This is a genomic window from Baaleninema sp., assembly GCF_049974805.1.
GTDB lineage: Bacteria > Cyanobacteriota > Cyanobacteriia > Cyanobacteriales > Geitlerinemataceae > Baaleninema.
On the sequence record NZ_JBNGCO010000057.1, the window covers coordinates 16,065 to 29,468 of the forward strand.

Annotated in this window: 5 protein-coding genes and 1 pseudogene; 1 reads left to right on the top strand and 5 read right to left on the bottom strand. The window is 51.0% G+C overall.

The genetic code is table 11. The features are described from left to right. Window positions 1-75: 75 nt before the first annotated feature. Window positions 76-9,072, bottom strand: coding sequence for an SBBP repeat-containing protein (locus ACP5D4_RS12415; RefSeq protein ID WP_428011937.1), 8,997 nt, complete (start codon window positions 9,070-9,072; stop codon window positions 76-78). 282 nt (window positions 9,073-9,354) lie between these two features. Then, on the bottom strand, window positions 9,355-10,392 hold the full coding sequence (locus ACP5D4_RS12420; RefSeq protein WP_428011938.1) for a Rieske 2Fe-2S domain-containing protein: 1,038 nt from the start codon (window positions 10,390-10,392) through the stop codon (window positions 9,355-9,357). Window positions 10,393-10,540: 148 nt separating this feature from the next. Here ACP5D4_RS12420 and ACP5D4_RS12425 point away from each other — a divergent pair, with 148 nt between their 5' ends. Further along, on the top strand, window positions 10,541-11,368 hold the full coding sequence (locus tag ACP5D4_RS12425) for a transglutaminase-like domain-containing protein (protein ID WP_428011939.1): 828 nt from the start codon (window positions 10,541-10,543) through the stop codon (window positions 11,366-11,368). Window positions 11,369-11,394: 26 nt separating this feature from the next. Here ACP5D4_RS12425 and ACP5D4_RS12430 read toward each other — a convergent pair whose 3' ends face one another. The 3 genes and pseudogenes from ACP5D4_RS12430 to ACP5D4_RS12440 form a co-directional block, all read right to left on the bottom strand. Continuing rightward, entirely contained in the window at window positions 11,395-11,940 is a 546-nt protein-coding gene (locus ACP5D4_RS12430; RefSeq protein ID WP_428011940.1) for a GNAT family N-acetyltransferase, read from the bottom strand. Window positions 11,941-11,998: 58 nt separating this feature from the next. Beyond that, entirely contained in the window at window positions 11,999-13,018 is a 1,020-nt protein-coding gene (locus tag ACP5D4_RS12435) for a fatty acid desaturase family protein (protein ID WP_428011941.1), read from the bottom strand. 35 nt (window positions 13,019-13,053) lie between these two features. Further along, window positions 13,054-13,404 (bottom strand): annotated as a pseudogene (locus ACP5D4_RS12440) (hypothetical protein); the annotation flags it as partial.

Below are 13,404 nucleotides of genomic sequence, written 5' to 3' on the forward strand. Positions count from 1 at the left end.
AGATGCACCCTGTGAGGGAAACTCTAGGAAGTTCCCTCACGCTACCTGACAGATTTTGCGTCCTAGATTAAGCGATTACGTCCAATTGCGGGAAACCCAAGCATCGCGATCGCCGCCGTTCACACCGTCGAGATCGCTGCGCGTTTCTCCAACCAGATAGACATTGCCCGTCGCATCCACTTGAATGTCATGGGCAATATCTTCATCCGAACCGCCAACAAATTGAGTTTGGATTTTATTACCCCCTGCGTCGTAAGTCACCACAAAGGAATCCACACCGCCGTTTCCGGTTTGACCGTCAAACGCTCCATCTGTCCATCCCGAAACGTAAACGCGACCGAGTGAATCTACGCCAACTCCAGTCAAGTGGTCTTGACGCACGCCGCCAAACTGACTTAACCATTGTTGGTTTCCGTTCGCGTCGAACTTGGTTAAGAAACTGTCTTGCTGCCCGGAATTCACCTGTCCAGCAAAGGCTCCGAGAGTCGTTCCCGCGAGATAGACATCATCGCTCGGATCGATCGCCAGTTGTACGTCTCGGATGAAGGGAGTGTCTCGAATTCCCGGCGTTTCATCGCTTGACGTTCCGACCAACTCCGTCCACAACACTCCACCCGAAGGATCGTATTTCGACACGAAGGCATCAAAACCGCCGGAATTGGTTTCTCCGTTCAAGTTCGCCTCAGTGACACCGGAGATATAAATGTTTTCCTGGCTATCCAATTCAATGGAGTGGATGTAACTCGCGGATTCACCCGTGAGAGATTGCGTCCAGATCTCGTTGCCATCTCGATCGTACTTGCCAAAGAAGCCAGCCAGAAGTTCCTTAGCACCAAATTCGACTGTGATACCTGCCAGATAAAGATTGCCCTGAGAATCGCTTGTTAAGCTTCCGCCCCAGTTTTGGTCAGCATCACCGATAAATTTGCGCCAAATTTCATTTCCGTTAGCGTCCAAGCGAGCGAGAATCATATCTCCCCGGCCGGCATTTCCGAGACCATCATCGTAACCAACGGCGTAGATACTTCCGTCGGCAGTTACTTCCGTGTCGAGGTAGTAATCTGTGCCGCTTGAAGTTTGAATCTCATTGTTCCACAGGAGGTTCCCATCGCTGTCATATTTGGAAATCAACGGGTTCCAACTTCCGGCAACACCCGGTTGCATCGTAGAGCCTACGACATAGCTATTCCCGGTAGCGTCTATGTCCAAACCGTTAGACATTTCAGCATCTGCACCTCCAAACTGACGTACCCATCCGGGGATAGGATCGGAACTCGATGCAGGAATTTCAATAATTCCGTGGGGATTTGGAAACGTATTATTGATGATTTCGAGATCGCCCGGCATATCGTTCCAAAGTCCAGGTTCTCGGGTGGACATGAAATTAAATTCAAAGAAGTCTTCTCCTTCTATGGTATGGAGGACATTGTCATATCCCTCTCGATTATCGTAGGTTAAGGCTTCTCCATTGACCCACTGGAAGTTCCCTTCAGTTTGACCGTAAATCGGGCTGTCTTGCAAACCTATCCAAAGGCGTGAAATCGGGAAGGTATCGACTAACCATTGATTTTCTGCTTCACTGTTAATGGCAACGAGATGACCGCCGAGGGCTTCGGCTTGTTCTTGTGCGCCAAGCCAGGTGTCCGCTTGGCTAAGAAGGTAGCGATTTCCTGTGTCAGGGTTCGTGTAAACGTAGTTCTTGGCATCAATGAAGTCCGCACCTTCAAGGTCTTGACGGATACCTGAAAGCGTTTCTCCGGCTCCTAATCGATCGCGCAACGTAGCAATTTCGTCGGGGGTGGCATTTCGAGAGAAGAGGTCTTGATACATCTTCTCGATTTCGTAGTCAGCCTCATAACGTCCCCAAGGATCTTTAGCAACAGCGATAATTTCTTTGCGAAGGTCGCTTAAAGATTCGCCATTTTGCCATCGTTCCGTCCAATAATCCAGTACATCGACATCGCGTCCGATGACTTCGTTGGCAATGCGATTGATGGGATTTTGGTCTTCAATAGAAGCCTGGATAATTCCCAAAGGAGCGATCGAATAGTCGCCGCTTTCTGTCAGTTCCACCACAATGGACTCGGAATCTTCGAGAACGTCATCCGCCAGTGCGTGAATCGGAACGGTAACGAGTTTTTCACCCGCCGGAATCGTCACTTGATTCGGTAACGCTTCGTAATCTGCCCCAGGCGTTGCACTTCCCGAAACCGTTAAATCAAGCGTTAAATCTTGACTGAGATCGTCAAATCGTTGAATGACAATCTGTCCGGCGTTGCCATTTTCCCCGGCTTTCGCATCCGTCGCCATCATCGTCACGAGGGGACTGTCTAACTGGCTCGGATCGATTTCGATAATCCCCCATTTAATTTGGGTTCCAATGCGATCGTTCCAGACACCTCGCGAGGTAAAGTTTAACTCTAAAGAATCTTCAACGCCCCTCGAATTGTTCGGTTCGGGAGCTGGCCAGTTATCAAAACTGGAAGACTCACCGCTGACCCATTTAAAGTTTCCTTCTCCACTCGGGTTGTAAATCTCGTTATCGGTTAAACCTGCCCAGAAAGCCCGCTTGGAACCGAAAGTGTCGAGTAGCCACTCTTGTTCGTCTCCATCGTTAATCGTAACGAGATTACCGCCTAACGCTTCGGCTTGCGCTTGTGCGCCGTACCAGGTATCAGGTTCGCTGAAGATGTAAAGATGTCCGTTATCTGGATTTTCGTAGATGAAAGAGCCATAACGGGCAATGGTGGAACTATCTGCAATGGTGGCAGTTCCTTGAATTTCACTGCTCAGTTCGTAGCGGCTGCCATCGGTCAAAGTTATCTCAACCGTTTCATCACCTTCGGCTAACAAGTCGTAGTTGGGAACCACCGAAATCGTCGCGCCTTTTTGTCCCGGTTCTAAGGTGACGCTTCCCGTTAGCGGTTGATAGTCGCTGTCGCGATTGGCACTTCCACCGATTTGATAGTTCACTACCAGAGTTTCCTCGAAATTATCCTCGCGGGTGACGGCGAAAACCGCTGCGTCGCCATCTTCGTGAGCTTCAGTATCGAGGGCTTCAAGGTTAACCGTTGTGGGTAGTGTAGCCTCCAGTGACAGGGTTCGTCCCAGGCGTGTCCGACCGAGTGCGTCAGTGATGGCTGTATTGATGATGAAATCGCCAGTATAGCCATCACTCGGCGTGTACTGAACGTCATCGAGAACGGCATTCACGGCTTCAACTGAACCCGTCACGCGGAATACACCGTCGTTAAACTCGACGTTGGCACTATTGCTCGTATTGCTGCTCAGAATTCCCGCGTCTTTATCCGACAAACTCAAAATCGCCGTCATGGGATTTCCCGCAGGCGCACTGGCATGAACGTCATTGATATCCAGAGACGTACCCGGCGTATAGATTTGCTTCCAGTCGTATTTGCGAATGGCAACATCAACCGAACCGCTGTAAGGTTGCCCGTCAACCGAGGCGTGAGAGCGACCGAGTGCATACAGCGAGTTGTTGGTCAACACAATATTGTCCATCGTATCCCAGAAGGACGCATCCAGTTTTTCAGTCCAGTCAATTCGCTCTCCTTGAGGATTGAAGGCGGTCACTAAGCCAAAGCCGTCTGGATTGCTTTCAGACGACCCTTGAGATCCCGAGAGTAGAACGTTGCCGAAGGTATCGATTTGTACGTCGCCGTAGGTTCCAAAGTCGTACTCAGAGCTTCCGAACTGTCGAGTCCACAGCAGTTCGCCATCCGAGTTGTATTTGGCAGCGAAAATATCGCCTTCTCCCAACTGAGTTTCTCCGGGGAATTCGCCCCAAGTGACCCCGTGAACGCCAATGTTTCCGTGGCGATCGATATCGATTCCATGAATAGCATCCAGGTCTGACGTTCCAAGCTGAAGTGTGCGAACGATATTGCCATCGGTATCGATGCTGGCAACAAATCCATCGAGGTAGCCCTCATGGGTTTGACCGGGGAACGCCCCATGAATCCATCCCGACATTTCCAAACGATTTTCAGCGGCATTAAATCCCACATCTCGCGCCACGTGACTGGGAAAATCCATCTGTTTTGCCCAAATTTGATTGCCACTGGTATCCCATTTGATAACAATGGAATCATAGCCGTTGGCATTCGCGGAAGGACTATCAAACAATTCTCCTGCCGTATAGCCGACCGTATAAAGATTGCCGTCCAGGTCGGTGACAATACCATCTAAGTGATCTTCCTGGGAGGTTCCAAATTGATGAGACCAGATGAGATTTCCATCGGGATCGTATTTAACAAACAAAGCGTCTGTACTGCCTTGATGGGTTCCCGCCAGCGAGCTATAGGTCGTTCCTGTAACGTATAGGTTTCCGTCTTGTCCGAGTTCGATTTGGTTGAAGCGATCGCCTTCCGTACCGCCTAACAACTGCGTCCAAACCAAATCGCCTGTCGCATCGAATTTGCTGATGAAAGCATCACCATGAGCGTGTTCGCGGTTATATCCAGCATTGATGTTGCCGTTCAAATCCCCAGGGGTAAAGCCCACGATATAGCTGTTCCCTTCTGTATCGACAGCGATATCTGAGGCTGATTCCCAGTATGGAGTCCCGTTTTGGGCTGTCCAGCGTTTTGTGGGTTCGACAAACAGACTCGGAGCATCGGGTAAGTCCGGTTCCGTTCCGTACAGGTTCAGTTTCCAACCGTTCCACTCTCCGCTGATGTCGTTTCCTTTCTCATCGAGAATCTGTAACGTCCACTCTCCCTCGGACGATTCGCCCCAGAAACGGGGGGTGGTGAACGTCCACTGTCCTTTATTTAAGGGATCTTTTGGTGCGAGGGGTGGAAGTTCAACGCCACTGGTGTCGAAGTCGGGAACGCTGCGGCGAAGTACCGATTCCGTTCCATCGGGAGAGGTGAGAATCACGGTCACGTCGTTCCAGTCTTCGTGAGCGAAATCAGTAACGACTTCAACCCATTCGAGGGTGATGTCGGATTCGACTTCTACGCTGTCGCTCAAACCGACTGTTCCGCCGTTAGGAAGATCCTCGTTAACGTTGAGGAAATGAGTTGAAACGCGAACTTCCGGGTCTACAGTCGTCCATTCGGCGGCTAGTTCGACGGCGGCTTTCGGGTTCACCGCGCCAAATCCGTATTGATAGTTAATGTCGTATCCTGCGCCGTTGGTCGTCCAACCGGATTGGAGACGGTTGTAGTCGGGATCGACTTTATCCGGTTGATGGTCGGGATCGACTTTATAGGAGGTTTCGGCCAGGATGTGCTGGATGTCGCGGTTCGTGAGGTTGGGGTTGACTTCCCGCATCAACGCCACGACACCAGAGACAAAGGGAGCGGCGGCGGAAGTTCCACCGAAACCGCTATCGCCTGAGAGAACCCCGAGGTAAGCATCCCAATCGGGGTCGTCGAGGTCAACTCCAGTCGTGACGATATCAGTGTTGTCGGGATCGCCGTTTAAGCCGTTGTTGGAGAAGGCAGAAACAAAAACGCCGGGATTGCTGTAGGGAGCGCGAACGATTTGAATATCTCCGTTTTCTTCTTTGATGGTGACGGCACCGACAGCGATGGCGTGGCGACTGTTCGTCAGGGCGTAGTTGTTGACTTGAGCGTAGCCTAAGCCGCTGCCAATGTCGCGACTGCGATCGTTCCCGGCAGAGAAGACGTAAGTGTTCCCCAAACCGTTGTATCTGAGTTCTGAACCCAGTTTTATGACGGCAGCCGCGATGGGTTTATTGACGAAGGGAGGAAGCCCCCAACTGTTGTTGAAAATGGCGATTTCTTGGTTGCGTTGAGGGTCGTATAAGGCATTGGTAATGGCCATACCGAGAACATCCTCAGTCCCGCTGACTGTATCGATATTGCTGATGAGTCGCAAGGCTGCAATATCGGCATTGGGGGCAACGCCGCGAGTTCCCACCTCACCGGATTCGTCCCCAAGAATTCCGGCGACCGCAGTACCGTGGGGGTTGAGCGTCGTCAATTCCAAGGTAAAGCTGTCGAGTTTGTCTAGGGCGGTTTGCCAATCGGCAGAGGGAGGACTGTCCTTGGTGTAGAATTGCAGTTTCCAGTCACCCCCTGCAAAGCTGTGGTTAAATTCGTCGGGATTTTGGAGGGTAAAAGAACCATCGTCGCCGACGTTGATGAAGTCACTGCGATTGGACGATATGTCGTTCCAACCGGGGTAGTACCAGGAGAAAAATCCAAAACTGAACCAGTTGCCAGGATCGCTCAGAGGCTTCGTTGGTGCCTTGAGTTTGATGCGAAGGTTTTGTAAGTCCTCGATCTCGGCATCTGTCAAACCGCTGTGGTCGAACTGAATTGAGATGTCTTTGACTAATCCTGTCAGATGTACGGGAATGTCTAAGGTGAGATCGACGGCAAAACCTGAAGTCTGTTCAATGGGAATTTCGTGGCTGCGGACGGAAATGGGATAGGGATCGTCGTCGTTGTCGGCGTAATCCCAACTTAAATCGAAACGATAGCGACCTCCCTTTGCTGGATTAAATTCCTGGTGGTCGTATAGCAATCCGTCATCAACGATCGCCACGACAACGCCTTCACCGGAAAGGGGTTCGCCAGTTTTGGGGTTGCGAAGGGTCGGATGCTCCCAAACGCCGATAATGTGAGAATTGGGGTCGTTGGGATCGATGGGTTGAGATAACGACCATTGCAGGGGTTCGTACCCATCGCGATCGCGTCCTAACAGACGCAGGGGAATCGGAACGTCAGGATAGGCGATTTCGACGGTTGGCGTATTCCCAATCGCCGCTGTAATCTCTTCTGCACTCAGGTCGTCGCTGAAATCCCAAATGTAGGTGTTGGGAATGAAGCCGCTTTCGCCGAGGTTCGTAGCATCCAAGCTTTCAGCTAAAGCAGTAGCGTCGGTTCCCGGCGTCAGCCAAACAATCCAGTTCGCCGTGTCTTCGATTTCTGCGGCGGTGTAACTGTCGAGATCGGTGGATTCACCGATCGCTAAACGAACGGGATCGGACAGGATTTCGCCGTTACCCAAATCGCTAATCAGTGAAAAGGAGGCAACTTCGAGGTTGCTGTACGCGCCGCTGTCGTCGTAAGCGATCGCTTTTAAGGCATAGCGATCGGGGGCGAGATTTTCCAGGTCGTACTCGAAGTTAAATCGCGATCGACCTTGGCTGTCTTCGGTAAATTCAGTCACGTCTTCTTCGACGATTTCGATGCGCTGTCCTTGGCGGTTTTCTAACCAAAAGTCAATGCGGTTTAAGTCGTCGATTCCATCTTCATCGAACACTCGCGCACGATCGAACGCCAAATCTTCACCCTGGGTATACACGGGCAAAATGCTAAATCGCAAGTCTTCCGGCGGATGGTTGATTTCTGGTTCGTCGTCGTTAGGACTGCCATCGTCAGGATTTGGAGTGTCTTCTTTCTCGTCGTTGTCAATCGCAAATTCTTGATTTTTCTTACTTTCTGCTCCCGCTTCGTCGGTGGCGATCGCCTCGAGAATATAATTTCCCGAATTGTATTGACTTAAGTCAAATTCTGTGGTAAAAGAGGCTCGATCGATCCCTTCGGTTGTCAAGTTTTCAACGACAACTTCTTCAACAAAATCTCCATCAGCCGTTTTCAAAACCAACGTCACCGACTGAATATCGCTGGCACCATCCGCATCGGAAATCAACCCCTCAACGTTGAGAATCCCACTGCTGTCAACCTGTGAAATCTCAACCTGAAATTCCTCCCAATTTGGTAAATTGTTCGTATCGTCTCCACCGCCACCCGGCGAAGGACTTCCCCCAGAACCGTCGTCTTCACCGGATTCCAAATCCACGCTAAACGAAATTTCAACGGTATCGCTCGTCTCTCCCGACGCATCTTCCGCGCGAACAGATAGCGTATAATTGCCCGAATCTAAATCCAAGACTTCGTAATTCCAAACAAAATCTCCGCTTTTTTCTTCGACATTCTCAAAGCTGGGGTTTGGAATCTCTAAGGTTTTGAATTTCTCTCCAGAACCGTCCGCGATCGCAATCTCAAATTTGACAACATCTTCAATTCCTTCCGTATCGAAAGCCGTCAAACTTAGTTCCAGAGACTCCTCAGAATCCAGCGTGTCTTCCACCAAACTGACATTGCGAATTTGCGGCGCAGTTTGTAACTCCACCTCCTCAATCCAAGATGTATAAGGATCGTCAATTAAATCTTCAACTTTGTGAATACCTTCCCCACGAACCCCATCGAGTCGAAAGGCAATATCGTTATAATCTTTATCAGAACTCGTATCGACCCGCCAATCTTCTAAAATATAAACATCACTTCCTGCATCGGCAATTTGTCCCACGTGAAACATCTCGTTGGGGTTCGCACTCGCCAGGGAAAACAGCGGTCTTTTATCTCCTCCAATTTCAGGATTTGTTATAACTTCTTGAATCGCGCCGTTGGGAACGAGGATAATCCCGATGCGATCGCCAACGTTCATGGAAAATGTCTGACGTCCGGCGTAGGTTCCGCCGTTTTCTACGTCAGACTCCCAATCAAACGCCATATCGAGACGCGCCGCATCCGTGCGATCGTCGATAATAATATGACCGAGGGAAGAATTGCTGGCAGAACGACGCGCTACTTCTTCAATCCACTCTGGCGAACCCGTCTCGAATTCCTCTAATCCCTCTAAGCTAAAAATACCGATTTGACCTTCATATCGACCGCCATCGAGGAGATAGTCAACGGTAATGTCTTCCTCTTCAACGGTAAAGTACCCGCCAGTGATTTCCAGTCCGGTAACGGCGTCGTAGTCCGGTTCGAGGCTGAAGCGGTAATCGCTGGCCTCTTGACTCTCGAAAACCAGGTCGTAGGAACCCGCTACCAAGTCGGAAATCGAGAAGTCGCTGGAGGAGGTGTCGGTGAGGCGTCCCGTCTCGAGGACTTCTCCGCTGTCGTTTTCTAGCGTCCAGTCGATGGCGGACTGGAATTCTGAGAATCCGAAGTTAAGCTGGCCGGGGTCGGTTAAGGTGAAGCGATAGCGATCGATCGGTTCTGTGATTGTAAAGTTTTCGTTATATTCGACGGAGCTTTCGAGATTGTTAAAGTTATAAGTCCCCATGGTAGCCACTCCTGAATAAGATGCTGGGAAGAGATTAACGACTCTCGTTAATCTCTCGGCTGTTTTGGGGGCTGTTTTACGGGAAACGGGTCGAAATTTATCAAAACTTCATCAATATGAAGTTTTGGTGAAGCGAAACGGGTCGGAATTGGGTCTGTAATGGCTCGAGAATGGAGAACGGGCTATCGCTCCCCTCAACCCGTTGTAAAATCTAAAAAATACCACTCTACGACCTGCGAGCATTTATATTCTACTCAAAACTGCCTTAAATAAAGAGGTGTTTTAGGGAGTTTTGAAGTCATCATCCCCCAACCCCTTCTCCCAAACCTTGGGAGAAGGGGAGTCGTTTGAAACGACTCCAAACCTGACGCCGCGTTGTTTCAACCACTGGCGATAGCGAATTGAAGAGCGATCGCAGGGAAGATGGACTTCCATCGATAAATCGAGGGGGAGTTGTTTGGGTTGCTGGGATTCGACGATGGGAATGTCTTGACGAACGACGGTGTCTTGAAACTCCCGTAATTCGGCTTCGGGGATGTCCTCGCCGTAGTTCATGGAAATCCACATCCAGCCGAGACTGTTTTCGATATCGAGAGGACAAATGGCAAAGAAAATCGTCAGGCGACCGGAGGGAGAGAGTTTTTCAAAGGAGGCGACGAGGGGTTGGGAAAGATGGTAATTGTAGGTGACTTTTGCGCCGATTCCCGTTCCGTCTGGGTCGGGTTGCCAGATGCGAACGTTGTTTAAGGAAATTCCTCTCTCGTCGAGGTTTACTTCGTAGGGTTCTACTTCCGGACGAGTGCGATCGCCGAGGAAACCCTCGTGAACGAAGGGAAAATGGGAAACATCGAGGAAGTTTTCCATAACCCGAAGACCGCTCGATCGCACTCGGTATTTTCCGCATAAAAACTTGCGATATTGGGAGTCTTCCCACTCGGGAAATTCCGGAATTTGCGAAGCCTCGGCCTCCGGTTGTAAGGATACCCAAATTAAACCGTAACGGACGGCGGTCGCGTATCCCGATATCGCCAGTTGCGGCGGCGGCCTCCAGTCAGGACAACCGGGAACCTCGACACAGCGTCCGGTTTCGTCGAATTGCAGGCCGTGATAGGGACAGACGAGACTGTTGTTTCGGACTGTTCCGCCGGAGAGTTTGACGCTACGATGGGGACAGCGATCGACCCACGCCGAGATGCGATCGCGCGATCGCCACAGAACGAGATCCCATCCCAACAGGCGGATCGATCGAACCGTTTCCGGGGGGAGTTCCTCCGCCTCGAGAACGGGATGCCAATCTCGAAAAAGCGAACAGTTCACCATAGGAATATTTTGACGGAACACGACTTAAATCGATTGGCGTCGCGCTGTCTTACCATTTGATTTAAGGGTCAGTTTTTGCAGCTTTGGCTACGTTTTTAAAATCAAACACCCATTAAAATTATATCTATAATATCCAACAAAAGCAACCATGAATTTTAATTTAGGCTGTCAACTTAATTATAGCATCGAAGACTCAAGTATCTTTGTTTTTCATATCGCGGTCACGGCAACTCAAACCCAAACCATAAAAACAGAAGAGATTTCCATCGACCCCCCCCTTAACCTGGAAGAATATCTATTACCCAACGTCCGCAATCGCTACCTTCGCTTAACCGCACCTGCCGGAACCTTAAAAGTGGGCTATCGCGCCACCGTCGATGTTACCTATCTTGAAGAAACGCCGAACCTCATCCCCGAAGTTCCCATAAATAAATTACCCCTAGAAGTCTTCCCCTATTTATATCCTTCACGGTATTGTGAATCCGATCGCTTAATTCGCTTCGCTCAGCAAGAATTTGGCGACTTGTTACCAGGATATTCCCGCGTCAACGCCATCTGCAATTGGATTTACGACAATGTTATCTATTTGTTCGGCAGTAGCAATCCCCATACTTCCGCCTACGATACGGCAACGGAACGAGCGGGAGTTTGTCGGGATTTCGCCCATTTAGGAATTACGTTTTGTCGGGCGTTAAATATCCCCGCTCGCTTCGTGGCTGGGTATGCTTACGGGTTAGAACCGCCGGATTTTCACGCCTGTTTTGAAGCCTATTTAGGCCATCGTTGGTATTTATTCGACGCCACGCGATTGGTTCCGAGAAAAGGTTTAATTCGCATTGGCGTTGGACGAGATGCGGCGGACGTTTCCTTTGCTACGATTTTCGGGGCGGCTCAAATGGACGATATGGCGTTGTTTGTGGAGGTTGAAGGGGAAGAACCGCCGAGTTTTTCCACGAATGCGATTCGATCGCATTGAGCCAGGTTGACTCGCCCTACAAAAGATTAGGTTTTCAAGGTTTTTTCTAACTCTAAAAAGGCATAATGGTCCGCTGCTAAAATACCATCGCCGAGGTACTGTAAAACGCGATCGTAACCGCAGCGAAGCCAAAATCGCAGAGCCGGCCAGTTTTTGAGGGCAACTTTGAGGCGGAGAGCGTCGTACCGCCTGCGATCGCAACGAGAGGCGAGACCCCGTTCGATTTCTCGGCCGTATCCTCGTCCTTGACAATCGGGGCGCACTTCGAGGGTGCCAATCCAGACAATTTCGGGCGTGGGGTAGCCGAAATACAAATCTAACCAAGCGATCGTGCGATCGTCGGCTTGGGTTTTCACCGTTTGCAAGCGATAGTTTTCCCGTTTGCCTCCTGGGGGTAAATCGCCCTGTCGAAATAAATGTTCGATCGCTCCGGCGGTGGGTTCGTCAGCATATCCCGACCAGTGGGCGATATAGTTGCATTCTTCATAGATTTGCTGGAGTTCTACCAGGTCGTCAGCCACGGTATCGGCGATGTAGAGGCGTTCGGTTGTCCAGGTGGTGGGTAGAGTCATACTGGCTAGGCGATCGCAGGTTTTCCTCAGAATTCAACAAACCTCCCCCCAAACCATTTTACACCACTCCCGAAACCACGGGGATCGATCGCACCGTCTCCCCACCCGAATCGATAACCGCCGGATGCAACCCCAACCGCCAAATTTCTCGCACATAACCGTCCCCCACCGCCATCGGTTCGCAGCCTTGTTCGACCAACACCGCCTGCACTCGCTGAAATGCCGTTTCCAACCGATAACAGGGAATCCCCGGAAACCCATGATGCACCGCGTGGTACTGCAACCCCCCCAGCAACCAACCGAACCCCGGTAACACCGATAAATTCCGACTCCCGTACAGTTGGTTGACCAGGTGAGACTCGCCGCAACGCCATAACCCGTAATGTTCCAAGTGGTCTCGGGTTTGCATCATCACGCCGATGGTGCGTTCCAACACCAGCCAAAACAGCCCGTAATGCCACACACTTTGATGGGTCAGAACGACCCATGTCAACAGGCTGCCCTGAACCGCCACCATACCGCCGATATCGAGGAGGAGTTGTCGGGTTAAGCGAGGGGAAACGGACCGAAGCTGAACCCCCCGTATCAGGGTTTTGAGAATGATGCCGATTCCCCCCAACAGCAAGACATCGATAAGCCACTGATGGCGCACGTACCACCGCAGCCAAGGAGAAGCGCGATCGTACTCCTCCCGCGTCCACTGTACCCGTTCCGGGTCGCGCAAGTCCCGACCGTTCCAGCTATGGTGTAAGCGGTGCAGTTCGCTGTAAACCCCCACCGGCCACATTACCGGCCAGGACATCAGACGCACGGAAATTTCGTCAAATCCACGCCATCCGGTTAAGGTACGGTGTGCGGCGTCGTGGCTACAAATTAGCCAAAAGGTATAAACAATTCCGGCTAGAACCGTCCAACTCAGTAATTCGGCGAGACTGTCGCGACGCCACGCCAGCCACACTAAGGCGACAACGCAAACGCCTAAGCCGCTAAATCGCAGCAACCCCCGCCAGGGTTCAATGTCGTATAAATCCTGGGTGGCGTCTCGGAGGGCTTTTTGGAGTCGATCGCTCTTTGTCATAATGCTGTTTTGGAAACTCTCCCGATTCTCTGTGGCTATTGTCGGTTGTAGGACTTCTCGAAGTGGGTTTTCAATCGATCGAACATCGCCGCCATCGCCGCAGCCAGGACGAACCCCACCACCGCCGACAGTTCTACCCAACCCTCGGTTAAAAATGCCATCGCTAAAAGTGCGATCGCACCAGCCACCGCACCTCGAGACACCTGTTGCGATCGCTGATACGCGACACGACAGGAACCACACTGTTGAGTATGGCGATCGAATCGACTGGGTAAATCGCGGATTTCCGGGGTAGATATCGCAGACTGGGGCAACTTCACCGTCTCGTATCCGCGGTACGGGTCACTTAAGGTGGCAAGTCTCGAAAGCTTCTTAGAGAAAGCATT

Coding starts and splice junctions, on each gene's coding strand:
- ACP5D4_RS12420 (WP_428011938.1), bottom strand. CDS start 10,392: ATGGTGAACTGTTCGCTTTTTCGAGATTGGCATCCCGTTCTCGAGGCG.
- ACP5D4_RS12425 (WP_428011939.1), top strand. CDS start 10,541: ATGAATTTTAATTTAGGCTGTCAACTTAATTATAGCATCGAAGACTCA.
- ACP5D4_RS12415 (WP_428011937.1), bottom strand. CDS start 9,072: ATGGGGACTTATAACTTTAACAATCTCGAAAGCTCCGTCGAATATAAC.
- ACP5D4_RS12430 (WP_428011940.1), bottom strand. CDS start 11,940: ATGACTCTACCCACCACCTGGACAACCGAACGCCTCTACATCGCCGAT.
- ACP5D4_RS12435 (WP_428011941.1), bottom strand. CDS start 13,018: ATGACAAAGAGCGATCGACTCCAAAAAGCCCTCCGAGACGCCACCCAG.